This window comes from Rathayibacter sp. VKM Ac-2759 (assembly GCF_009834225.1).
GTDB lineage: Bacteria > Actinomycetota > Actinomycetes > Actinomycetales > Microbacteriaceae > Rathayibacter.
The window spans coordinates 3303350-3327551 of the sequence record NZ_CP047176.1; the positions used below are offsets into that span (position 1 = coordinate 3303350).

Sequence of the window (24202 nt, forward strand, 5' to 3'; positions counted from 1 at the left end):
GATCGCGGCGCACACCCCTGCATCGAGCGCTCAGAGGCGCGCGCGGAGGCCCTGCACCCGCGCGCGGATGTCGTCGCGCACGAGCCGCATCCGCTCCATGCCCTCGATGCCGCGCTCCGAGGGCTCGTCGGTGATCCAGGTCTCGTAGCGCGGACCGGGCACCTCCTCGACCTGCGCCTCGGCGCCGAGGACGACGACCACGTCGGCCGCGCGCAGCATCTCGTCGGTCAGCGCCTTCGGGTGCTCGTCGCCGAGGTCGATGCCGAGCTCGGTCAGCGACTCGACCGACTGACCGTTGAGGGCGTCCCCGGGCGCGGTGCCCGCCGAGACCACCGCGACCTCGTCGCCGGCGAGATCGCGGAGCAGGGCGGCGGCCATCTGCGACTTGCCGCCGTTCTTGCGGCAGACGAACAGGACGTGCGGGAGGGAGTCGCTCATGAGCGACACCGTACCGGCGGGAAATGTCCGGAACGGGTCGGCGAGGGGCGGATCAGAGCGTGACGACGAACTTCTCGGCGGAGGCCCCCCGGCGCAGCCGCGCGAGCGCCTCGGGGATCGCGGCGAGTCCGTGGCCGACGACGCGCGACTGCGGGGCGGCGCGGTGCCGGCCGTCCACGAGCGCCGCGGGCAGGTAGTGGTTCCAGATGCCCTCGCCGACCGGGGTGTCCTTCGGGCTGCCGCCCCAGATCGCCGACACCTGCACGCCGCGGCGACGGGCCAGCGCCGCCCGCAGGGTCGTCACCGGAGTCGGGTGGGCCGAGGCGATGCGCCGCACCCCGCCCACTCCCCGTGCGGAGTCGACCGCGAGCGCGATCGGCAGGGATCCGCTCGCGACCGCCATCGTGCCCGCGAGATCGTGCCCGTCGAGCGCACGGACGAGCTGCGCCACCGCGTCGGAGTCGTGGTAGTCGACGACCGCATCGGCGCCGAGCCCCCGGAGGAGCCCGGTGTTGCGCGACGACGCCGTGGCGACGACGCGATGGCCGGCGCTGCGGGCGAGCTGCACCGCGTTCATGCCGACGCTCGTCGCCGCCCCGAGGACGAGCACGGTCGTCCCGCGCGCCGGGGTGTCGACGCGCGGGAGCTCGAGCGCGAGCTGGTCGCCCTCGAAGAGGCCGGCGGCGGCCGTCGTCAGAGCGAGGGGCAGCACGGAGGCGTCGGCGAACGAGAGCGCATCGGGGATCGGCGCGCACAGGGTCGCGAGCAGCGTGACATGGGTCTGGAACGCGCCCTCGGCGGGTGAGTTCCGGCTCCGCTCCGCCCCGACCGCGAAGCCGGCGACCCGGTCGCCGACCGCGAGGGTCGTGACACCCGAGCCGACGGCGACGACCTCGCCCGCGACGTCGCTGCCGAGGACCGCCGGGTAGCTCAGCCACGGGTAGACGAACCCGCGGGCGATCCCGGGGAGGGCGTCGACGGGGTTCACCGCGACGGCGCCGGCCCGGACGACGACCTCGCCGGGGCCGGGAGTGGGCACGGGTGCCGCGCCCACCTCGAGCGAGCCGAACCGCGACCGCAGCCGGAGGGCCTCGTGCGCGGCCATCAGTGCGCCGCCCCGGGGCGGGCGTGCGAGTGGCGGGTGGGGTGCTGCGGCATGACGACTCCTTCGCGACGGTCCGATGACACGCCGTGTCATGAGTATCGATGATGACACGGCGTGTCGTCAAGTAGCATGTCGGTCATGACGCGATGGGCTCCGGATGCGGCGAGCCGACTCCACGAGTCGGCGATCGAGCTGTTCCTCGAGCAGGGCTTCGCGGCGACGACCGTGCCGCAGATCGCCCAGCGCGCCGGGCTGACGACGCGCAGCTTCTTCCGCTACTACGCCGACAAGCGCGAGGTGCTCTTCGTCGGCGAGGAGGAGCTGCCGGCGGTCGTCGCCCGGGTGGTCGACGAGGCCGATCCCGCGCTGGCTCCGATGGCGGTCATCCACAGCGGGCTGCGCTCGGTCGTGGTGCCGAGGCTCGAGCTGTACCGCTCCGAGCTGCTGCGGCGGTGGACGATCGTCCGGACGGACGAGGCGCTCCGGGAGCGCGAGCTGCGCAAGCTCGCGATCATCCACGACGGAGCGACGGAGGCGTTCGTCCGCCGGGGGCTGGCGCCCCTGCAGGCCGAGGTCGCGGGCCGCCTGGCCGTCGCGGTCTACGACCTGACGCTCGAGCGGTGGCTCACGGGCGGGGCCGTGGAGCCGCTCGCGGACGTCCTCGCGCAGGTGGTCGAGGTGGTGTCGGCGACGGTGACGGCCGACTGACCCGCTCACCGATCCATCGCGGAGGCGCTGTCGGAGCGGCCCGCGCGGGTCGATCGCACCGCCGCCTCAGGACGCGAGGTAGCGGCCCCGGGCCGTGATCAGGCGCTCGAGGTGGCGGGCGAGCACGAGCCTCTCGACGAGTCGCCCGAGCACGCCGAACGGGGCGGCGAACGAGACGCAGTCGATCATCACCGAGCCCGCACCGTCGGACTCGAACCGGTGCTCGTGCCGGAAGCTGCGGAACGGACCCCTCGTCTGCTCGTCGACGAAGCTCCGCGGGGCGTCGAGGGCCGTCACCGTGCTCGTCAGCGTGAGCGGCACCCCGAAGTGGCGGGCGCGGAACGTCACGTGGTCGCCGAGCCCGATCAGGCCCGACGTCACTCCGCCGATCGCGCGCTCGCGGGCGCGGGCCTGCGACGCGCGGTGCAGATCGATGTCGCGCGCGCGGTCGAACAGCTCGGCGGCGGGGCGGGCCGAGCGGGTGCGGCACTCGAACGAGACGGTCATGGCGGAGCGACGGGGCCGGGTCAGGCCGGATCGTGCGTGATCTCGAGGTGGCTGCTCATCGCGGAGGAGGTGTAGCGGCCCGGCGCGACGACGACGTGGCCCTCGTCGCCGTCCGCGTCCTCGCCTCCGGGGCCGCTGCCCAGCAGCAGCCGGGTCAGCGCCTCGCCGGAGGAGAGCAGCGCGTCGAGGGCACCGGCCAGATCGTCGTCGTCGGGCGTCGCGCCGCGGAGGGCGGCCGAGAGGACGCTGCGCCGCATCAGCTCCTTCGCGAAGGACCCGGTGGTGCCCTCCGCCCGGTCGGCCGCGCGCTCGAGAGCGGCGTCGCTGAACGGCAGCGAGCCCGCGTACCGGCGGAAGAGGCGCCGGCGCGCGGCCTCGCCGGGCAGCGGGATCTCGACCCCGAGATCGACCCGGCCCGGGCGAGCGGCCAGGGCGCGCTCGAGCACCTGCACCCGGTTCGTCGTCATCACGAACGCCACGTCGGCGTCGCCGTCGAGCCCGTCCAGCGCGTCGAGCACCTCGAAGAGCAGCGGCTGCGGACTGTGGCTGCGCTCCATCGCGACGAGATCGATGTCCTCCAGCACGACGAGCGAGGGCTGGAACGTGCGCGCGACCTCGGCCGCGGCCTGGATGAACTGGATGCTGGATCCGGTGAGCAGCACGGCCGTCACCCCGGGCGTGCGGGTCAGCAGGTGCCGCACGGTCAGGGTCTTGCCCGTACCGGGCGGGCCGTAGAGCAGCAGCCCGCGCTTGAGGTGCTGACCGGCCTCGAGCAGCTCGGCGCGGTGCTCGCCGATCCCCACGACGTGGTCGACGACCGACTCGAGCACCCCCTCGGCGAGCACGACGTCGCCGGAGGGGACCTCGGGGCGCGCGAGGAACGTCGCCCCCGCCTGGTGCCCGTACTCGGTGCCCGAGAACGACAGCACCTGCCCGCGCAGCACGCTGTGCTCGACCATCAGCTCGTGCAGGCGCCGGAGGAATCCGGGCACCGCGCTCTCGTCGGCCGCGACCACCTCGAGGGTCGCGGTCATCCGGCCGAACTGCGGCGAGGCGTCGCGCTGCAGGACCGCCACCGGCACGCCCTCGACGCGGAGCAGCCGCACCCCGAACGCGACGACGCGACGGTCGGAGTCGGGACCGGTCGCGCGGGTCGCGTAGGTCACGGGGCCGGGGGCGAAGCGGGTGTGCGGGTTGCCGAGCAGCTCGCCGATCGCGGAGTGGAAGCGCTGCTCGCCGCCGCCCACGCCGAGGACGCTCGGGCCGACCCCGCCGGTGCCGACCCCGTCGGTGCCACCCTCGCCGGCGCCGCCCTCGCCGGCCATCAGCTCGAGCGCGATGTCGGCGTCGACCAGGCGGTGCGGAGCGATCTCCTCGGTCGTGACGGCGAGCGCGGTCGCGTCGGCGCCCAGGAACTCGCTCACCGCGTCGCCCAGCGGCGTGCGCGCGGCGGCCTGCTCGGACATCTCGAGCGCCTCGATGCGCTTGAGGTAGCGGGCGACGGCCCGCATCAGATCGCGGTCGGTCTCGTCCAGTGGCACGGTGAGGTTCCCCCTTCGTCAGCGTGGTCCTGGGGGAACGCTAGCGGGGAGCGTCGCGCCGGTCCTCCACAGGTCTTCTTCGGGCGTGGGTCGTCCCGTTCCGGCCCTCGGGCCGCCCGGGTGTCGGTGGTCCCTGATTCAATATCGGTATGGCAGGAGCGGGTGTGGTGGAGGCGGCGGTGACGTCGCTCGAGGAGGTGCGCGAGGGCGCCGGCGAGGTCGGCCGGCTCGCTCGGGAGGCGTCGCCGAGACTGCTCGCCTCCGATGTCCGGTTGTACGAGGTGTATCGGGCGGCGCTGGCGATCCCGCTGTCGTTCGCCCGCGGGGGCCTGTCGGCGCGGGAGTCGAACCATCTCGTGGAGCGGTCGATCCGCGCGGAGCTGGCGGTCGGGTCGGGGGTGTCCGAGCGGGACGTGGCGCGCGATCTGGAGCGCGCGCACCTGCTCGTGGAGGATCTCCCGGTGACGCGGGCGGCGCTCGCGGGGTCGAGGATGCGGTGGGAGGCCGGGAAGGTGATCTGCTCCGTCGCGGCGACCCTGCCGAAGGAGTCGCTCGCCGTGTTCGACGAGCGCGCGGCCGACGCGGCCCTGACGAGGACCCCGACCCAGCTGCGCCGTTTCCTGGCGCGGCTGCGGGAGGAGCTGCACGAGAAGCCCCTCGCCGAACGGCACGCCCGAGCCAAGGAGGACCGGGCGGTGTGGCTGACGCCCGACCTCGACGGGATGGCGACCCTGTCCGCGTACCTGCCGGCGCCGATCGCCGTCGGCGTCTACGACCGCCTCGACCGGATCGCCCGGACACTCCGCGACGGTGGGACGGGCGCCGGTGACGGCGACCCCGGGGACGAACGGACCCTCGCGCAGCTGCGCGCGGATGCCCTGGCCGATCTGCTCTGCGACGGCGACATCTCCGGGACGACGCCCCTCGGCGACGAACGCGACGCCCCTCCGACGTTCGTGCCGGGCGTGCGCGCCGAGATCCGGTTGACCCTGGCCGCGAGCACCGCGGCCGGTCTCGACGACGCCCCTGCCGACCTCGACGGCTACGGCCCCGTCCCCGCCGACCTCGCGCGCGACCTGGTCCGGGTCGGGGCGTCGTTCACGCGGATCCTGACCGACCCGGACACCGGTGCCGTCACCTCCGTCGGCCGCACCCACCGCCTCCCACCCTCGCGGATGCGCCTGCACCTCCAGCTGCGCGACCAGACCTGCCGGTTCCCCGGCTGCACCCGCCGAGCGTCCACGGCGGAGGCCGACCACACGATCGAATGGCGCCACGGCGGACAGACCACGCTCGAGAACCTCGCGTCCCTCTGCACCGCGCACCACCACGTCCGCCACGGCGACCGGTGGACCTACCGCCTCCACCCCGACGGCACCACGGAGTGGACCACCCCCACCGGACGCCACGTCACCACCTCTCCACCCGCCCTCCCCGGCAGGCCACCCGCACCACCCCCGCGGTTCGACGACGACCCGCCACCGTTCTGACCGATCAACGGTTCCCGCGCGCGCGGATCGGTCCGGCGGCGCGCAGTGGCGCCCGGGGAGCCACCCGGCGGCGCGGATCAGTGAAGACACGGAACGGCAGCCCTCCACGGCACCGCCCGCGCAACCCCTCCGCGCTCGGATCGACGGCACAGGCGGGGTGCGGCACGATCGAGTCATGCCGCTCCCCCGCTTCCTGCGCCTCGACCGTCTCGCCGGGTCCCTCGCGCGCCTCGCGCGGTCGCAGGACACCCCGGCCGCGCCCGCCGGCGACGCGCCGACCGCGGTCGTCACGCAGGACGCGATCGAGCAGAGCACGCGGGTCGCGCAGTCGCTGCTCGACGGCGGCGGGCTGAAGGCGGGGCAGACGGTGACGATCGAGGGCCACCGGCCGATGACGGTCACCGTCGAGAACGAGAAGGTCGTCCTCGTGCCGCTCGAGGAGCCTCCGGCCGCCGACTGAGCCCCGGCGCGTTGCACGGCTGCTCGGCCCGCGCAAGTGCCGAAAACACCGGTCGGCCTGTGGTCGCATGGAAGACGTCGCGCCGGACGCGACCGCGATCAAGGAGCCAGCATGCCCCCGAGTGCCGCCGACACTCCCACCCTCTTCGCCCTGCACGGTCTGGGCCTCAGCCGACGCCTCTTCGACGCCCTCGCCCGCGAGCTCGACGGCGCGGTCGACGTGATCGCACTCGACCTGCCGGGGTTCGGCGACGAGCACGAGAGCCCGGAGACGTCCGTCGAGCAGATGACCGAGTCCGTCGTCCGCCGCATCCGCGAGCACTCGGCCCGCCGCTGGCTGATCGCCGGCCACAGCATGGGCGGCAGGATCGCCTCCCTCGTCGCCGAGCGGACGATGTCGGGCCGCTCCGGTCTGTTCGGCCTCGCCGGAGTCGTGCTCATGGCGGGCTCGCCGCTCTCGCCCGAGCCGATGGACGAGGAGCGTCGCCGCACCATGCTCGACTGGGTCGACGACGGCCCGCTCGACGACGACCAGGCGCGCACCTTCCTCGACCAGAACGTGGGAGCGCCGCTGCCGTCGGCGCTCGAGCAGCAGGCCCTCGCCGATCTGCGGCGCACCTCGCCGGACGCGTGGCGCGAGTGGCTCGAGACCGGGAGCCGCACCGACTTCTCGGGCGACGTCTCCGCCCTGCCCGCTCTGCTGATCGCGGGCGGCGAGGACGGCGACCTCGGCGAGGACGCCCAGCGCCGCACCAACGGCCGCCTCTACCCGCGCTCGCGGCTCGTCACCTTCGAGGGGGCCGGCCACCTGATCCCCCTCGAGCGCCCGGTCGAGCTCGCCGCCGAGATCCGCGCGTTCTGGGCCCAGGAGGCGGGCACCGGCCCGATCGTGCCGGGCGACGCCTCCCGCGCTATCGCCTCGGCCCGCACGAGCAGCCGCGTGCGCGCCGGGCTCGCCGAGCGCGCCCTGTCCGACGACCCGGACTACCAGCCGCAGGTGCTCACCTCCGCGCAGCTGACCACCCTGCGCGCCGTCGCCGACCGGGTGGTGCCGCAGGACGGCCCCCCGATCGATCTCGCCGCCCGCGTCGACGCCCAGCTGGCCGAGGGCACGGGCGACGGCTGGCGCAACGCCGAGCTGCCCGCCGACCCGGTCGCCTACGTCCTGGCGCTCGACGCGCTCGCCGGGTTCGAGTCGCTCGCCGATCAGGACGCGGCCCTCCGCGACCTCGGCACGAGCGCCCGAGGCGCCCTCTCGGCCGATCAGCTCACCGCCTGGTTCGAGGACTGCCGCGTCGACCTCGTGCGGCAGTGGCTCGCGCACCCCGCGACGATGGCGCGCGTCGGCTATGACGGCTACGCCACGGGCGGCGACACCGCCCTCATCCCCGGCTTCCGCCTGCTCGGCGCGGAGGAACGGGAACCCTGGGAGCCGACCGCGAGGAGCCGCCGATGAACACCGCAGGCATGCGCCGCTTCGCTCTCGACGAGGTCGTCGACGCCGTCGTGATCGGCACGGGCGCGGGAGGCGCGCCGCTCCTCGCCTCCCTCGCCGCGCGCGGCCTCCGCGTCGTCGCGCTCGAGGCCGGCCCGCACTTCGACCCGGTCGACTACACGGCCGACGAGGACGCGGCCACGCAGATCAACTGGATGGAGGAGCGCCTCAGCGGCGGCGAGACCCCCACCGCCTTCGGCCCGAACAACAGCGGCCGCGGAGTCGGCGGCGCGACGCTGCACTGGGGCGCCTTCACCCCGCGCCCCGACCCGCGCGACCTGCTGCTGCGCACCGAGTCGGGCCTCGGCCGCGACTGGCCGGTCGCGCACGCCGAGCTGACCTCCTACATCGAGCAGGTGGAGGCGACCATCGGCGTCTCGGGGCCGGCCGACTACCCGTGGGACCCCTCCCGCCGCTACCTGCAGGGGCCGGTCGGCCGCAACGCCTCGGCCGACATGATGCTGCGCGGCTGCGAGGCCCTCGGCATCCGCGCCACCGATGCTCCCGCCGCCGTGCTCAGCCGGGGCCGCGAGCAGAGCGCCTTCGGCGACCGCCCCGCCTGCGTCAACTGCGGCCAGTGCCACCAGGGCTGCCGCACCGGCGCCAAGGCGAGCACCGAGAACACCTACCTCCCGCAGGCCGTCCGCGACGGGGCCGAGATCCGGGCGGAGTCGTTCGTGCACGGCATCGAGCTCGATGCGGCCGGTCGCGTCAGCGCCGTCGTCTACACCGCCGACGGCGTCGAGCGCCGGCAGCGCTGCGCGGCGCTGTTCCTCTGCGCGGGCGGAGTCGAGACTCCGCGCCTCCTGCTGCACACGGGCCTCGCGAACAGCAGCGGGCAGGTCGGCCGCAACTTCCTGGCGCACGGCGCCACGCAGGTCTGGGGCACCTTCGAGAGCGAGATGCGCGGCTACCGCGGCTATCCCTCGTCCGTGATCACCGAGGACACGGTGCGCCCCGCCGACGCCGACTTCGCCGGCGGCTACCTCATCCAGAGCCTCGGAGTGATGCCGCTCACCCTCGCGACGACCCTCGCCCGCGGCGGAGGCCTGTGGGGACGCGAGCTGGTCGACGCGCTCGACGGCTACCGCTTCCTGGCGGGAGTCGGCATCAACGCCGAGTGCCTGCCCGCCGAGGGCAACCTGCTCGAGCTGACCGACGAGCTCGACGAGCACGGCGTGCCGAAGGCGCGCATCTCGTTCTCGGCCGGCGCGAACGAGAAGGCGATCGACGCGCACGCGATTCGCACCATGACGGCGATCGTCGAGGCGGCCGGGGCGACGAGCACACGCGTGCTGGCGCGCACCGCGCACACCCTCGGGACCTGCCGGATGGGGACGGACCCCGACGACGCGGTCATCGACTCCGACGGCCGCAGCTTCGACATCCGCAACCTCTGGGTCTGCGACAACTCGGTGTTCCCGAGCGCGCTGATCGCCAACCCGGCGCTCGCGACGATGGCGCTGTCGCTGCGCACGGCGGACCGCTTCCTCGCGCGGGCGTGACACCGTGCCCCGGAAGGGTGTCCGGGGTTTAACACGTTCGAAACCGCTCAGAAATGCCCGGACTTCTGCGCAGGGTTGAGTGGAGGCACGACGTCCCCGACAGCACGGGGTCGCGCACCTCTACCCCACGGAGCCCGCCATGCCCCAGTCCCGTTCCCTCCTCCGCGCCCTCGCTCTCGGCGCCACCGTCGCGGCCACCGTCTCGCTCGTCGCCTGCTCGGGGCCGAGCGACGCGTCGGGCGACAGCGGCGACACGGTCACCGTCACGGTCGGCACCCTGCGCGGTCAGCCGCACTTCTACCAGCCGTTCCTCTACGAGCAGTTCGCCGAGGAGGGAGTGGAGTTCGAGGTCATCACGCTCGACACGACCCCGGCGCTCTCGGACGCGCTCGTCGCCGGCACCATCGACTTCGCGATCTCGGGAGTCACGCCGACCATCTCGTCGATCGCCCAGGACCGCGACCTGAAGATCGTCGCCTCCGCGGCCGACGGCGGCTCCGGCTTCATCGGCGGCGAGGGCATCTCGTCGGTCGAGGACCTCGCCGGCAAGAAGGTCGGCTACATCCAGGGCAGCGCCCAGGAGGTGGCGCTGCGGTACTACCTCGAGCAGGCGGGCCTCACCGACTCCGACCTCGAGCTGACCACGATCCCCGTCCCCGAGATGGCGTCGGCGTACACCACCGGCTCGATCGATGCGTTCTTCGGCGTCGAGATCGGCGTCTCGCTCGCCGAAGCGGCCGGCGGCACCGAGATCGCCGACCCCTACGACACCCCGATCGGCCGCGTGAACATCGGCCTGGTGACCACCGGCGCGATGATCGAGGAGCAGCCGGAGGTCGTGCAGAAGGTCGTCGACACCCACGCGGCGACCATCGATTACATGAACGACAACGTCGACGAGTGGCTGCCCGAGATGATCTCGGAGTTCGGCGGCGACCAGGAGGTCCTCGAGTCGGCGCTCGAGAACTTCTGGCTCCGCTCCGACCTGACCGAGGAGTACCAGGGCCAGCTCGAGGCGCTCGCGACCCAGATGCAGGAGCTCGGCTTCATCGACGAGGCGCCCGCGATCGCCGACGTCGTCGACACGAGCTTCGCGCCGACCTCGTGACGACCACGGCCGAGCCGTCGACGGCGACCGAGCGGCTCTCGACCACGGCGCGCAGGCGCCGGCCCGCCCGCTCGGGCTGGACCACGTTCCTGCTCGGCCTGCCCGTCCCGATCCTGTTCGTGCTGCTCTGGCAGTTCGGGCGGGCGGGCGAGTGGGAGCTGCCGTTCGGCATCCGGATGGCGTTCCTGCCCTACCCGGGCGACGTGCTCGTCTCGCTGATCGACTACGCGTTCGCGGGCCTGCGGAACGACGCCTTCAGCGGCGGGCTCTGGGCCGACCTCGGCGCGAGCGCGGGCCGCGTGTTCGGCGGCTTCGCGCTGGCCACGGTGATCGCGATCCCGCTCGGCGTGCTGATGGGCCGCTACTACACGGTCAACTCGCTGTTCGATCCGTTCATCAACCTGTTCCGGCCGGTGCCGGCGACCGCCTGGGTGCCGCTCGTGGCTCTGCTCATCGGCTACGGCGACCAGGCGTCGATCTTCCTGATCACGCTCTCGGCCTTCTTCCCGATCGTGCTCGGCACCATCAGCGGCGCGCGGCAGGTGCCGCCCCGGCTGATCGAGGCCGCGCGGATGCTGGGCACCGGCACCGCGGGCGTCCTCGCGCGGGTCGTGCTGCCCGCCTCCGCCGCCGCGATCGTGAACGGCATGCGAGTGGGCCTCGGGCTCGCCTGGGTCGTGCTGGTGCTCAGCGAGACGACGGGAGTGAGCACGGGCCTCGGCTCGACGATCTTCCTCGCGCGCGACGTCGTGCGCACCGACCTGATCGTGGTCGGGATGATCTGCATCGCGATCGCGGGCTTCGCCTCCGACCGCCTGCTCCTCCTGGTCTTCCGTCTGCTCTTCGGCCGCCGGCCGCTCATCAAGTGAGGCCCTCATGACGCCCGCACCCGTCCGCACCGCCGACGTCCACGTGCTCGACCTCGTCAAGCGCTACGAGACCGCGATCGGCGGTGTGCTCGCCATGGCCGACGTGACGCTCGACATCCCCTCCGGCGAGTTCGTGGCCGTCGTCGGCGCGAGCGGCTGCGGCAAGTCGACGCTGCTGCGCATCCTCGCCGGGTTCGAGGAGGCGACCGAGGGAGTGGTCGAGGTCGGCGGCGTCCCCGTCGCCTCCCCCGGTCCCGATCGCGGCGTGGTGTTCCAGGACTACGGGCTCTTCCCCTGGCTGAGCGTGCGCGAGAACGTGGCCTACGGGCCCCGGCGCAAGAAGCTGCCGAAGGCGGCCGTGACCGAGGTGACCGACCGCTTCATCGAGGCGGTGCGGCTCACGCGCTTCGCCGACCGGTTCCCGGGGGAGCTGTCCGGAGGCATGCAGCAGCGGGTCGCGATCGCCCGCGTGCTCGCGAACGAGCCCTCCGTGCTGCTGATGGACGAGCCGTTCGGCGCGCTCGACGCACTGACCCGCTCGGACCTGCAGGCCGAGCTCAAGCGCATCCACCGCGAGACGCGCACCACCGTGCTGTTCGTCACCCACTCGATCGAGGAGGCGGTCTACCTCGCCGACCGCGTCGTCGTGATGACCGGGGGCGCCTCGCACGGCGTCCCCGGCCACATCAGCGAGATCGTGCCGATCGCTCTCCCGGAGGAGCGCGACGTCACCACGCCCGAGTTCAACGAGTACAAGCGGCGGATCTCGGAGCTGGTGCACGCGCCGGCCTGAGCCGCCTGCTCAGAAGTCGGTGCTCCGGCTGAGCGCCTCCCACTCGTCGGCCTCGGCGAGGAGGGCGTTCAGCGCGGTGCGGTAGGCGTCGGAGGCGTCGTTGCCGAGCAGCAGCAGGGACGGGGTCGACTCCGCCTCGACGACCTGGATCAGTGCGGCGGCCGCCTTCGCGGGATCGCCGGCCTGCGTGCCGTGGACGGTGTCGTTCTCCTTGCGGCGCTTGCCCGCCGTGTCGGCGTAGTCGGCGATCGGCTGCGACGACTGCGTCAGCGAGCGGCCGGCGAAGTCGGTGCGGAACCCGCCGGGCTCGACGGAGAACGCCGTGATCCCGAGGGGCGCGACCTCCTTGCGGAGCGAGAGGGTGAGCGCCTCGATCGCGGCCTTCACGGCGGCGTAGTAGCCCGAGCCCTCCGGCGAGACGCGCGCGCCGATCGAGGACAGGTTCACGATCGTGCCGGAGCGGCGGGAGCGCATCCCGGGCAGCACCGCCTTCACGGTGCGCACGGTGCCGAACAGCTGCGTGTCGAAGAGCCGCTGCACATCCTCGTCCTCGCCCTCCTCGACCGCGGCGCGGTAGCCGTAGCCGGCGTTGTTGACGAGCACGTCCACTCCCCCGAAGCGCTCCTCGGCCGCCGCGACCGCCGCGGCGACCTGCGCCTCGTCGGTCACGTCGAGCGCCAGCGCGAGAGCGGAGCCGGGGTGCTGCTCGGCGATGTCGCGCACCGAGTCGACGTCGCGGGCGGTGACGACGACGTCGTGCCCGTGCTCGAGGACGGCGGTCGCGAGCGCGCGGCCGAGTCCGGTGGAGCAGCCGGTGATGAGCCAGGTGGTCATGGGTCCTTCTTCCGTCGTGGTGCCCGGTGCGGGCGTGCCTCCATCCCATCGCGCCGCGGACCCCGGCGGACAGGGGTGGACGGTGCGTGCACCGCGAGTGCACGGGAGGCGCCGACCGCGCTCAGCGCAGCCTCGTCATCACGGTGCGAAGGAGCACGGAGAGGCGGTCGTCCACGGTGATCAGGAGCGCTCCGTTCTCGGCCAGGCCCTCGACGGCGCTCGCCCACTGCAGGGGCGCCCGCTGACCCGCCTTCCTGCGCGCCGCTTCGGCGAGCGACGAGAGCTCGCCCAGGCAGCCGGCCGACGAGACCACGTCCTCGACGGTGTCGGTGGGGAGCCCGAGCTCGGCCAGCAGCGAAGCGCGCACGGTCGCGGGATCCGCCCGGCGGAGCTGACTGGTGTCGGACACCGCTCCGAGGCACGCGCGCACCGCCGACGCCCGCTTGTCCCCCTTCGCCGCCCAGCGCAGGGCGATCCCGAGGCCCTTCTCGTCCAGAGCGGCGTCGAGGACCGTCTCGACCACGTCGTACGCGGCCCACTGCTGGGTGAGCGACTGGTCGATCGTGAAGCTCCCGGCGCTCGCCGGGAGGCGGAGCCCCTCGCCCGGCAGCATGAAGGCCCTCGCGGAGTTCACCGCGTGCACCGTGAGACGCCGGTCGCGAGCGGTGGCGGTGGGTCTATCCGCGTCGAAGCGCGTGTAGAGGAAGGCGAGGACGGTGTCGAAGCTCCAGACGACGTCGCTCCGGTTGATCACGACCGCCGATCCGGTTCCGCCGGGGTACTGCGTGCAGTACCGCATCTGTTCCAGGTACGGCCGTTCGTCCTCCCACTCGGGAGCGAGCGGCTGCGAGTACGGCTGCAGGAGGGTGCAGCCGCCGTCGAGGAACCCCGGGGAGGCGCCCGCGGACGGCGCGAGAGCGCCGGCGGGGAGGCAGAGCACGGCGAGCACCGCGAGAGCACGTCGGATCAGATGCGTGCGTCGGGCCTTCACCGGTGAAGACATGGCAGCCCCCTCGATCGGGACTGGGGAGGGACGCCGTGTCCCGCTCCGTCGAGCGAAACGTACTCCGACCGGTGGCGGGGCGGTAGTGCCCCGTGCGGCGCGAGTTCCGGACACGGCGCCGGGGCGCGGATCGCCGACGCCCGTGAAACGTTTTATGCTCGGTACTCGGCGGACGACGCGGCCCGGCCCCGTCACTCCGCACCTCGATCACGGAAGGGACGTCGCACGGATGATGCACTACGGAGGCGACTACAACCCCGAGCAGTGGGACGAGGCGACCTGGCGCGAGGACGTCGTCCGGATGCGCGAGGCGGGCGTCACCACCGTCAGCCTCGGCATCTTCGCCTGGGCGCGGATCCAGCCCGACGAGGACACCTTCGACTTCGAGTGGCTCGACCGCGTCATCGATCTGCTGCACGAGAACGGCGTCGCGGTGGACCTCGCGACCGCGACCGCCTCGCCTCCGTCGTGGGCCGCCAAGAAGTACCCGGGCCTGCTCCCCCAGGACGAGAACGGCGCCGTCTACTGGCCGGGCAGCCGCCAGGCCTACAGTCCGTCCTCGCCCGACTACCGCCGGCTCGCGGCCCGGCTCGTCACCGCGATCGCCGAGCGGTACCACGCTCATCCCGCCGTCGTGCTCTGGCACGTGAACAACGAGTACGGCTGCCATCTGCACTACGACTACTCCGACAACGCGGCCGCAGCCTTCCGCGTCTGGCTCGAGCGGAAGTACGACGGCATCGACGACCTCAACCGCCGCTGGGGCACCCTGTTCTGGTCGCAGCGCTACGGCGCGTTCGACGAGATCGTGCCGCCACGGAAGGCGCCGTACAGCCACAACCCCGCCGGCCTGCTCGACTTCCGCCGCTTCACCTCGGACACCCTGCTCGAGCTGTACACGATGGAGCGCGACATCATCCGCGCCGCGGGCGCGACCCAGCCGATCACGACGAACTTCATGGGTGCGTTCCCTCCGCTCGACTACTGGAAGTGGGCCGCCGAGGTCGACGTCGTCAGCGACGACAACTACTTCGACCCCGCCGATCCGGAGTCGTTCCGGGGCGCCGCCTTCACCCGCGACCTGATGCGGTCGCTGAAGCCCGGGCAGCCGTGGCTGCTGATGGAGCAGGCGACCAGCGCCGTCAGCTGGCGCCCGTCGAACGCGCCCAAGGCGCCGGGGCGGATGGCGGCGCTGTCGATGCAGGCCGTGGGGCGCGGAGCCGACGGGATCCTCTTCTTCCAGTGGCGCCAGTCGCGCCGCGGCAGCGAGAAGTTCCACTCGGCGATGCTCCCGCAGGCGGGCACGGAGACCCGCACCTGGCGAGAGGTGGTGGAGCTGGGGCGGACCCTCGGCGAGCTGCCCGACCTCGGACCGACCGCCTCCGGAGCGCGGATCGCCCTCGTGCTCGACTGGGAGAACTGGTGGGCGATCCAGAACCCGGACCACCCCGTCGTGCTCGACTACCTCGAGCTCGTGCAGCGCTGGCACGCCGCGCTCCACCGCCAGAGCCTCGCGGTCGACCTCGTGCGGGCGACGGACGACCTCTCGGGCTACGCGCTCGTCGTGCTCGCCCACTCCTACCTGCTGACCGACGACGCGGCGGCGACCCTGACCTCGTTCGTCGAGGGCGGCGGGCGCCTGCTCGTCACCGCCTTCAGCGACGTGGTCGACGAGGACGACGCACTCCGCGACGGCGGGTTCCAGGTGGGGCTGCGCGAGGTGCTCGGGGTGTCGGTGCTCGAGTTCGGCGCGACCGCCGCGGTCACCGCCGACGGGCCGTTCGGCGCCTTCGACGGGGCGTTCCTCGCGGAGGAGCTCGCGGTCGCGGAGGACGAGAGCCGCCCGGTGGCCGTGCTCGGCCGGTTCACCTCGGGGCAGGCCGACGGCATGCCGGCACTCACGGCGCGCTCGACCGGCTCCGGCACCGCGCACTACCTCGCGACGATCCCCGACGACGCGGGCATGACCGCGCTGACCGGCTGGCTGGCGGCCGAAGCCGGGATCTCCCCGGTGCTGAGCGCGGGCCCCTGGGTGGAGGCGTCGCGCCGCGGCGACGTCGTCACCGTGATCAACCACGGCGCCGAGCCGGTCGACGTCGCCGTGTCCGGCACGGACGTGCTCACCGGCGCGCCCGTCGAGTCACTGCACCTCGAGCAGTACGGCTGGGCCCTGGTGCGCGAGTCAGCGCCGGCCGAGTAGCCGGGGGGCGGGCTCGGGGCGGTGCACGCCGCGCGGGCGGTAGCCGAGCTCCGCGGAGGCGCCCAGCAGGTCGGTGAGGTACCAGAGCGTCGCGAGCCACATCTCGGTGCCCTGCAGTCCGGCATCGGCGTCGTGCAGCCGGAAGGCGAAGCCCCGGCCGGGTCGCCACTGCCCGAGGGCCTGCGCGAGGAGGGTGCGCGCGAGGGCCTGCACCTCCTCGTCGCGGTAGGCGGTGGCGCGGGTCAGCCAGAGCGGATGGACGACGTCGAGCGCCGCGCAGGCGTCGACGCGGTCGAGCCGGAACCAGCGGTCGTCGCGGGCGTGGCGGAGGACGGTGTCGCGGACCGCCTCCGGGTACGGAAGGGGGCGCCCCTGCTGGGCGAAGGTGCCGCGGGTGGTGCGGTACGACCCGTTGACGAGCAGGAGCAGACCGCGGTCGGCCGAGGCGTCTCCCCACATCCCGCTTCGCGGATCGGCGCGGGTGAGCAGCCAGCCGTACAGCGCCTCCTCGAGGCCGGGCGGCACGGGGTCGCCGCGGCGGTGCGTCCAGTGCAGGGCGGTGCCGAAGGCGTCGACGTAGTGGCCCGCGTTCCACGGGTCGTCGTGCCAGCGGAGGCGGTCGAGCCGCCCGACGAGGCCCTCGGCGCTCTCGCCGGTCACCGCCGCCAACGGGTGGGCGAAGCCCGATCCGAGCAGGTCGAGCGCGTAGCCCGCGCTGAGCACCTCGTACGCCGCGTCCGGGTCGCCCCAGAGGTCGCCGATCAGCCCCGTCGCCGGGTCCTGCCGCGCGCGGAGCAGGCCTGCGAGCGACTCCGCCGTCGTCCCGGGCGGGACGGTGCCCAGCAGGAGGTCGGCGAGCTCGACCGAGTCGCCGATCGCCCGCGCACTCGGCTCGACGCCCGGCCGGTCGCGGACGCCGTCCTCGCCCCGGGCGACGCGGAGGACGCCCTCGATCTCGGCGCGGGCGCGGTCCGCGAGCCGGGCGGCGTCCGAGACCTCCGGCGCGACGGGCGGGACCCGCCAGCGCAGGCGGCGGGCGGGATTGCCGCCGACCACGGCGCCGGAGGGCACGTCCTTCGTCACCACGGCGCCCGCCGCGAGGACGGCGTGGTCGCCGACCCGCACGCCGTCGAGCACGACCACGTGCGAGCCGATCCAGACGTCGTCGCCGATGCGGACGCCCCGGCTCGTCAGCGGCTGCCGGAACACCTCGGTCCCGGGCTCCATCGAGTGGTTGAAGCCGAGGATCGACGTGTGCGCCCCGACGCGGACCGCCGAGCCGAGGACGACGTCGCCGCGGACGGCCGTGGAGGCGTTGATCGAGCAGTCGGCGCCGATCACCACCTCGCCCGTGATGCTCGCGCCGGCCGCGAGGTACGAGCGATCGCCCAGCTCGAGCCGCTCGGCGTCGATCGCCGCCCACTCCGAGACGAAGCAGTCGGGGCCCAGCACCCATGCCGGGTGCGCCTCGAGCAGCTCCCGCTGGCGGTCGAGCTGCCGCTGCCGGCTCTCCGGCTCGGCCTCGGCCCAGAACGACCAGGGGAAGTACTCGTGACGGTCGATCATCGCGGGCTGTCTGCCCCCGGCGCCGCCGTCGAGGCGCGGACGATCAGGCTCGGGTTCAGCTGCACGCGGTGCACGGGCCGATCGGGGTTCTCGATCCGCTGGACAAGCAGGTGCACGGCCGCCTCGCCGACGCCGGCGCGCGGGGGGCTGACCGCCGTCAGCGCCGGAGTGAACAGCTGCGCCACCTCGTCGTCGTACGCGATGACCGAGAGATCGCCGGGCACCGAGATCCCGCGGTTGAGGGCGAGGTCGACGAAGGCCATCGCCTCGGGGTCGGAGTGGACGAGCAGGGCCGTGACCCCGGTCGACAGCGCCGTCTCGAGGGTCGCGTTCACGACCTCCGAGAAGTCGTGGCTGGCGCGGTCGGGCAGGAGCTGCTCGAAGTGGTCGGCGGGAGTGAGGCCGAGCGACTCGCAGGCGGCGAGCCAGCCCGCGGTGATCTTGCGCGAGGTCGGCGAGGAGCGCGAGAGGATCAGCCCGACCTTGCGGTGCCCGAGCTGCGCGAGGTGCCGGGCGGCGAGCACCGCGCCCAGGGCGTGGTCGGTGGTGACCGACTCGACCGGTGTGCCCTCGGGCTCGAGGATCGCGTCGCGCTCGACGAGGACCGCCGGCACTCCGGAGTCGGCGAGCCAGCGGACGACGTCGGGCGCGTGCTCGGTGTCGGTGTTCGGGGCGACGATGAGGCCCTTGACGTCCCCCGACCGCAGGAGCCGCTCGAGGACGGGGCGCTCGTCCTGCAGCTCGTAGGACGCGCCGCGCAGGATCACCTCGTAGCCCAGACGCCGGCCGGCCTCCTCCATGCCGCGCAGGACCCCGGGCCAGTAGTACGCGAGCGAGGGGACGAGGACGGCGATCGACCCGAGCTTCTCCTCCGCGACCGCCTGCGCGGGCGCACCGCCGCCGGCCGCGCCCGAGAGCACGACCGCGCCGCCGTGCACGCGGCTGAGCAGTCCCTCCCGCTCCATCTGGACGAGATCGCGGCGCAGCGTCACGGTCGCCACTCCGAGCGCCTCCGTGAGCTGCGAGATGCGCACGGCACCGTCCACGGCGAGCGCGGCGAGGATGTGCGCCCGGCGCTCCGCCGCGAGGGGCGGGGATTGAGTCTGATCGCTCATCGTGGGTCTCCGATCGGTGTGTCCAGTTCTATCGCCATCCGGAGCGATCGACGATCCGTCACGACGATCTCGAGTCGCGTCAGCCGCTCGCCCCACACCTCCGAGAGCATCGGATCCTCGAGGGCGCGCACCTCGGTCCGGTGCTCGCAGGCGGGGTCCCAGGTGACGCGGACCCGTCGATCCGACCCGATCGGCCGCACGACGGCGACGCCGGGCGACGTCGTGGGATCGCCCGCGAGGAGCAGCCGGACGACCGTGCCCGGCTCGACGTCACGATCGTCCCACGGCGCCAGCCGCCACTCGTCGTCGAGGACGACCCGCGCCGCGCGGCGCTCCAGGACGATCCGGCGGCGCCACGAGATCAGACCCGATCCGGGGTACGCGTCGGCCAGCTCCGCCGAGAAGACGGAGCGCTCGTCGTCCGCGAGCGCCGTGACTCCGGAGGCGCTCGCCTCGCGCCCGGGCGGCTGGGCGACGCCGCGGACGGACGGCACGTTGTGCCAGTCGCTCTGCATCGTCCAGATCCGGTAGCGGTCGGGGCCGAAGGTGGCGGCCGTGTACGTCGGCCGCCCGGCGTCGACGACGACGGGCACCCCGTCGCAGGCCACCGTGAAAGATCCGACGTCGTTGTGATTGTGGTGCTCGGCGTTGTGCCCGCCCTTGGCGACGAGCGTCAGGCCCTCCGCCGATCCCTCCCGGCCGCGCGCGAGCATCACCTCGATCGACTCGAGCCAGACGTCGCGCGGGAGCGGGGGCGCGGCCGTCGGCGCGGCCGACCAGGCGGGGTCGGTCACGCCGCGCAGCAGCCGCCCGAGGCCCTCCTGCTCGGAGGCGGCGGGCACGCCGGCGCGGCGGTGCGAGGCCGCGTGGGCGGTCGCCTCCGCGTCCCCCACCCACCGGCCGGCGCGGTGCACCGCGTGCCACGGCTGGTCGATGCTCTGCAGCGCCCGGCTGTCGGCGTGGTCGACGTACCAGTCGCCGCCGAGGTGGGAGCGGTGCGGGAACCCCACCGTCGCGCGCAGGGCCGGCACGGTGGCCGCGTCCCACGCGCCCGCTGTCGCGTGGGCGACGAGATCGAGCGCCTCGATCGCGCGGCAGGCGCCGTTCCACCAGTAGGCGTAGCCCTCGTCGATCGCTCCGTCCTCCGGCAGGACGGCGACGTAGCGGTCGAGGGCGGCGACGGCGCGCGTGACGACGTCGGCGCGCTCGTCCTCCTCGCCCTCCTCGTCGAGCAGGCGGAGGGCGGCGAGCAGCACATTGCCGGTGATCCACGGGTTCCAGTTGTGCACGTCGCCGTCGAGACCGAGCCAGTGCCAGTCGTCGCGGAGGCGGAACGGATCGAGCACCCGGTGGCGCGACTCGGCGCGCACGCGCTGCCGCAGTCCGGGGTACCGCTCGTCGAGCCGCGCTCCGAGCACCTGGTCGATCCACGCGAGCTGCGCGACGACCTCCCCCGCACCGAGGTCGAGGAACGGATCGGAGACGGTGGCGAGCACCGCGCCGTGGCGCCGGAGGGTGTCGTCGTGGGCCGGCCAGCACCACGAGCTCTGCTCGAGCAGCAGCTGCACTCCGTCGGCGACCTGGTCGAGCCAGGCGTCGTCGAGCGTCGTCGCGGCCATCAGCACCGCGCGGCTCAGCCGGCGCTGCCGCTCGAACGCGGCCTGCTCCCACTGGTCGCGGTTGCCGTCGCGGTGCACTCGGACGGCCTGGCTGGCGAGCGGCTGCGGCCACGGCGAGGCGAGGTCGGCCGACGCCCGTGCCCCGATCATCGCGGCGGTGGCCACGTCGACCGCCTCCCAGACCTCGCGATCGGAGGCGGGCGGCACCGGCAGAGCGCGCTCGGGAGCGAGGAGGAGGCCGCGCGCCGAGAGCGGCCGACCGGGCGAGAACGCCGCGGCGAGCGGACCGCGGAACGACTCGACGACACCGTCGGTCGCGCTCGGCAGGGGGTTCTGGTTCACGAATCGATCATAAACAATCATTTCCATCCAGGTCCAACCTTGTTGTGATCGATTCGCGTATGTATGCTCCTATTTTGTTCGGTGGGCACTGCTGCAGCGCCGATGACACGATTCAAAGGGGAACGACCGTGGACGAGATGAACCTCCGCGCCGACTGGACTCGCGAGCGCTGGCTCGGATTCGCGGACGCACTGCTCTCCTCCGCTGCGGACCACGCCAGCGAGGGCAACGGGCGCATCCTGCTCCCCGGCGCCGAGGGCGGCTACGGCCGCGCGGTCGACGGGCTCGAGGGCTTCGCCCGGACCTTCCTCCTCGCCGGCTTCCGCATCGCGGGGGCCGAGGGCGTCGGAGTCGACGACCTCCTCGACTTCTACCGCCGGGGCATCGCCACCGGCGTCGACCCCGACGCCGCCGACCGCTGGGTGCGGATCGACGAGCACGCGCAGGCCAAGGTCGAGGCGGCCTCGATCGCGCTCGTCCTCGACATGACCCGCCCCTGGATCTGGGACCGCCTCTCCGAGCTGACCCGGCAGCGCGTCATCGCCTACCTCGAGTCCGTGGTCGGCGACGACACGTACCCGCAGACCAACTGGGTCTGGTTCCGCATCGTCGTCGAGACCTTCCTCCGCTCGGTGGGCGGGACGTGGTCGCTCGAGGACATCACCGCCGATCTCGCGCGGCACGACTCCTTCGTCCGCCGCGACGGCTGGCTCGCCGACGGCGAGGAGCGGGCGTTCGACCACTACGTCGGCTGGGCCCTGCACGTGTACCCCGTGCTGTGGGCCCGGATGTCCGGAGCCGCCGAGCTCGCCGCCCCGCGCACCGCGGGCGACGTCGCGCGGCTCGACCGCTACCTCTCCGACGCCCTCGCCCTCGTCGGCGGCGACGGCTCGCCGCTCCTGCAGGGCCGGAGCCTCATCTACCGCTTCGCCGCCGCCGCGCCGTTCTGGGCCGGAGTCGTCGCCGAGGTGCCCTCGCACGCGCCGGGCCGCCTCCGCCGCGCCGCGAGCGCGATCGTCGAGCACTTCGCCCGGAACGGCGCGCCCGACGACGAGGGCCTGCTCTCGATGGGCTGGCACGAGCCGTGGCGGCAGCTCGCCCAGTCCTACTCCGGTCCCGGCTCGCCGTACTGGGCGGTCAAGGGCCTGCTCGGGATCTCGCTCCCCGCCGGCCACCCCGTCTGGGCCGCCGACTCGGCGCCCCTCCCGATCGAGGAGGGCGACGAGCTGCGCGCCGTCGTCTCCCCGGGATGGATCGTGTCGGGCACGCAAGAGGACGGCATCGTCCGCGTCGTGAACCACGGCACCGACAAGGCCCTCGAGGGGGCCGTCCTCGCCGACTCCCCCCTCTACGCGCGCCTGGGCTACTCGACGGCCACCGCGCCGCTCCTCGACGCCCGCGGCTGGGAGGAGGCGCTCGAGCAGAGCGTCGGCCTCGTCGACGCCTCGGGCGCGGCGACCCACCGCACCGGGATGGAGCTCACCGAGGTGCGCCTCGACTCGGACGGCCGGGTCGGTGCGGCCGGATCGACGTGGCAGGCGCACTGGATCGAGCCCGAGGCGAGCGCGCACCGGCACGGCGAGGGACTGCGCGGAGCGGCCCGGCCCGCCGGCCGCCTCAGCGTCCACTCGCTGGTCAGGGGGCCGTGGGAGCTGCGGATCATCCGCGTCGACGAGCTCGCCGACGGCCTGCGGGCGGGTGACCTGCGCCTGCGCCTGGGCGGCTGGCCGCTCGCCGGCGACCGGGTCGACTCCCGCGTCGACGGCGCGACGGCCTCGGTGCGCGCGGGCGGCAGGATCAGTGCGATCACGCGGATCGGCGCCGACGCCTCCGCCGGGATCGTCGAGCGCGACGGAGCGAGCCCGCTCGGGCCCCGGGTCGCCGTCCCCGTGCTGAGCCTCCCCGTGATCGTCGGCGAGAGCGTCGTCGCGCTGATCACCCTCACCGGAGCGGAGGCCCGCGCGACGGGCCCCGCCCCCACCGCCGTCGTCCGCGACGACGGACTGTCCGTGTCGGCGACCTGGCCCGACGGCCTCGTCACCGAGCACCGACTCGCAGATTCCGGACGCGCCGCTGGGCAGCGCCGGTACCCCGGGACCCGAGGTGGAGTCCTGCACGCCGATGCAAAGGAGCAGCACGCATGAAGAGAAGATTCACGGCAGCCGGAGTGGCCCTCGTGGCCGCCCTGTCCCTCACCGCCTGCTCGGGAGGCGGATCCGGTGACGAGGCGGCCGCCGACGGACCGATCACCCTCACCCTCTCGGGGTGGAGCGTGAGCACCACGCCCGAGTTCCAGGCGCTCGCCGACGCGTTCCACGAGAAGGACCCCGACGTCACCGTCGAGGTCAAGGAGTACGACGCGACCAACTACGACACCCTGATGACCGCCGACCTGGCGGCCGGCAGCGGCCCCGACATCGTCACGCAGAAGAACGTGAAGAACGTCGTCACCTACCAGGCCGGCGGCCAGCTCATGGACGTCTCGGACGTCGCACTGCCCGACGGCATCGGAGGCGCGGAGGCCTACGAGGTCGACGACACCCAGTGGGCGGTCCCGTACCGCCAGGACTCGTGGGTCCTCTTCTACAACAAGGACCTCTTCGACCAGGCCGGCGTCGCCTACCCCGACGGCTCCTGGACCTGGGACGACTACGCCGACAACGCCGAGGCGCTGAAGACGGCGCTGGCGGCGGCCGGCAGCCCCGCCGCGGGCACCTACGAGCACAGCTGGCAGTCGACCGTCCAGGGCTTCGCCAACGCGCAGGCCCCCGACGTGGACATCCTCGACGGCGACTACGGCTACCTCGAGGAGTACTACGACCGCGCGCTCGCGCTCCAGGAGGCCGGTGCGCAGGCCGAGTACAACACCGTCGTCGCCAACAAGCTCACCTACCAGGCCGAGTTCGGCAAGCAGAACGCCGCGATGATGCCCATGGGCACCTGGTTCGTCGCCTCGCTGATCGCCCAGCAGGCCTCGGGCGACTCCGACACCTTCAACTGGGGCATCGCGCCCATCCCGCAGTTCGACTCGTCGACGGCGGGCACCGACAACACCCCGGTGACCTTCGGCGACCCGACCGGCTTCGCGATCAACGCGGCCATCGACTCGGGCAAGGCCACCGCCGCCAAGGAGTTCCTCGAGTTCGCCTCCAGCGAGGAGGGCGCGGAGGTCGTCGCCTCGCTCGGCATCACGCCCGCTCTGACCAGCGACGCGGTGACCGAGGCCTACTTCGCCGTCGACTCCGCCCCGACCGACGACCTCTCGAAGTTCGCCTGGTCGACCCACGAGACGAAGCCCGAGAACCCGACCTCGGCCAAGACCGCCGCCGTGCAGAACATCCTCCTCGACCTGCACACCGCGGTGATGTCGGGCTCGGCGAGCATCGGCGACGCCGTCACGACCGCCGAGGACCGCGTGAAGAGCGAAGTCGGCACCGACTGATCGACCCCGGCGGCCGGCCCTCCCCGGCCGGCCGCCCCCACCCCCTTCGGACCCTGGAGGTCT

20 protein-coding genes are annotated in these 24202 nt (G+C 73.6%); 11 read left to right on the top strand and 9 right to left on the bottom strand.

The window, feature by feature from the left end; genetic code table 11:
• Nucleotides 1-30: 30 nt before the first annotated feature.
• Nucleotides 31-438, bottom strand: coding sequence for a low molecular weight phosphatase family protein (locus tag GSU68_RS15510; RefSeq protein ID WP_159909565.1), 408 nt, complete (start codon nt 436-438; stop codon nt 31-33).
• 52 nt (nt 439-490) lie between these two features.
• Nucleotides 491-1543, bottom strand: a complete 1053-nt coding sequence (locus GSU68_RS15515) for a zinc-binding alcohol dehydrogenase family protein (RefSeq protein ID WP_159909566.1) — start codon at nt 1541-1543, stop codon at nt 491-493.
• A gap of 138 nt (nt 1544-1681) precedes the next feature.
• On the opposite strand from GSU68_RS15515, the gene GSU68_RS15520 reads away from it, so the two are divergent.
• The gene (locus GSU68_RS15520) at nt 1682-2251 is read left to right on the top strand and encodes a TetR/AcrR family transcriptional regulator (RefSeq protein ID WP_159909567.1); all 570 of its coding nucleotides are present in this window, start codon (nt 1682-1684) and stop codon (nt 2249-2251) included.
• A 66-nt stretch (nt 2252-2317) separates the two neighbouring features.
• On the opposite strand, the gene GSU68_RS15525 is transcribed toward GSU68_RS15520, so the two are convergent.
• Nucleotides 2318-2758 carry an SRPBCC family protein gene (locus GSU68_RS15525; protein WP_159909568.1) on the bottom strand — a complete coding sequence of 147 codons (441 nt, stop codon included), beginning with the start codon at nt 2756-2758 and terminating at the stop codon, nt 2318-2320.
• A gap of 20 nt (nt 2759-2778) precedes the next feature.
• The gene (locus GSU68_RS15530; protein ID WP_244259303.1) at nt 2779-4299 is read right to left on the bottom strand and encodes an ATP-binding protein; all 1521 of its coding nucleotides are present in this window, start codon (nt 4297-4299) and stop codon (nt 2779-2781) included.
• A 149-nt stretch (nt 4300-4448) separates the two neighbouring features.
• On the opposite strand from GSU68_RS15530, the gene GSU68_RS15535 reads away from it, so the two are divergent.
• The 7 genes from GSU68_RS15535 to GSU68_RS15565 all read left to right on the top strand — a co-directional run bounded on the left by GSU68_RS15535 (nt 4449) and on the right by GSU68_RS15565 (nt 12018).
• Entirely contained in the window at nt 4449-5789 is a 1341-nt protein-coding gene (locus GSU68_RS15535; RefSeq protein ID WP_159909569.1) for an HNH endonuclease signature motif containing protein, read from the top strand.
• A gap of 175 nt (nt 5790-5964) precedes the next feature.
• Nucleotides 5965-6249, top strand: a complete 285-nt coding sequence (locus tag GSU68_RS15540) for a hypothetical protein (RefSeq protein WP_159909570.1) — start codon at nt 5965-5967, stop codon at nt 6247-6249.
• 111 nt (nt 6250-6360) lie between these two features.
• Nucleotides 6361-7704: an alpha/beta hydrolase gene (locus GSU68_RS15545; protein WP_159909571.1), complete on the top strand. Its 1344-nt coding sequence runs from the start codon at nt 6361-6363 to the stop codon at nt 7702-7704.
• Nucleotides 7701-9248 (top strand): GMC family oxidoreductase, encoded by a 1548-nt coding sequence (locus GSU68_RS15550; protein ID WP_159909572.1) that lies wholly within the window; start codon nt 7701-7703, stop codon nt 9246-9248. The genes GSU68_RS15545 and GSU68_RS15550 overlap by 4 nt, the downstream gene beginning before the upstream one ends.
• A 139-nt stretch (nt 9249-9387) precedes the next feature.
• Complete coding sequence (locus GSU68_RS15555) at nt 9388-10356, top strand: ABC transporter substrate-binding protein (protein ID WP_159909573.1); 969 nt, start codon at nt 9388-9390, stop codon at nt 10354-10356.
• Nucleotides 10353-11225 carry an ABC transporter permease gene (locus GSU68_RS15560; RefSeq protein ID WP_159909574.1) on the top strand — a complete coding sequence of 291 codons (873 nt, stop codon included), beginning with the start codon at nt 10353-10355 and terminating at the stop codon, nt 11223-11225. Before GSU68_RS15555 ends, GSU68_RS15560 begins: the two co-directional genes overlap by 4 nt.
• Nucleotides 11226-11232: 7 nt before the next feature.
• The gene (locus tag GSU68_RS15565) at nt 11233-12018 is read left to right on the top strand and encodes an ABC transporter ATP-binding protein (RefSeq protein WP_159909575.1); all 786 of its coding nucleotides are present in this window, start codon (nt 11233-11235) and stop codon (nt 12016-12018) included.
• A gap of 9 nt (nt 12019-12027) precedes the next feature.
• On the opposite strand, the gene GSU68_RS15570 is transcribed toward GSU68_RS15565, so the two are convergent.
• Entirely contained in the window at nt 12028-12852 is an 825-nt protein-coding gene (locus GSU68_RS15570) for an oxidoreductase (RefSeq protein WP_159909576.1), read from the bottom strand.
• A 121-nt stretch (nt 12853-12973) separates the two neighbouring features.
• Nucleotides 12974-13855: a hypothetical protein gene (locus GSU68_RS15575; protein ID WP_159909577.1), complete on the bottom strand. Its 882-nt coding sequence runs from the start codon at nt 13853-13855 to the stop codon at nt 12974-12976.
• Between the two features lie 229 nt (nt 13856-14084).
• On the opposite strand from GSU68_RS15575, the gene GSU68_RS15580 reads away from it, so the two are divergent.
• Nucleotides 14085-16055: a beta-galactosidase gene (locus GSU68_RS15580; RefSeq protein ID WP_159909578.1), complete on the top strand. Its 1971-nt coding sequence runs from the start codon at nt 14085-14087 to the stop codon at nt 16053-16055.
• Here GSU68_RS15580 and GSU68_RS20085 read toward each other — a convergent pair.
• From GSU68_RS20085 to GSU68_RS15595, 3 genes are read right to left on the bottom strand one after another with little or no spacing between them, the layout of a single operon-like run.
• Entirely contained in the window at nt 16038-17621 is a 1584-nt protein-coding gene (locus GSU68_RS20085; protein ID WP_159909579.1) for an acyltransferase, read from the bottom strand. The two genes, GSU68_RS15580 and GSU68_RS20085, sit on opposite strands and share 18 nt — an antisense overlap.
• Nucleotides 17618-18736 (bottom strand): substrate-binding domain-containing protein, encoded by a 1119-nt coding sequence (locus GSU68_RS15590; RefSeq protein ID WP_159909580.1) that lies wholly within the window; start codon nt 18734-18736, stop codon nt 17618-17620. Before GSU68_RS15590 ends, GSU68_RS20085 begins: the two co-directional genes overlap by 4 nt.
• Entirely contained in the window at nt 18733-20697 is a 1965-nt protein-coding gene (locus tag GSU68_RS15595) for a heparinase II/III family protein (RefSeq protein WP_244259304.1), read from the bottom strand. Before GSU68_RS15595 ends, GSU68_RS15590 begins: the two co-directional genes overlap by 4 nt.
• 137 nt (nt 20698-20834) lie before the next feature.
• Between GSU68_RS15595 and GSU68_RS15600 the strand changes: the two genes are divergently transcribed.
• The gene (locus GSU68_RS15600; protein WP_159910336.1) at nt 20835-22841 is read left to right on the top strand and encodes a DUF2264 domain-containing protein; all 2007 of its coding nucleotides are present in this window, start codon (nt 20835-20837) and stop codon (nt 22839-22841) included.
• Entirely contained in the window at nt 22838-24139 is a 1302-nt protein-coding gene (locus GSU68_RS15605) for an extracellular solute-binding protein (RefSeq protein ID WP_159909582.1), read from the top strand. Before GSU68_RS15600 ends, GSU68_RS15605 begins: the two co-directional genes overlap by 4 nt.
• The last annotated feature ends 63 nt before the right edge of the window (nt 24140-24202 follow it).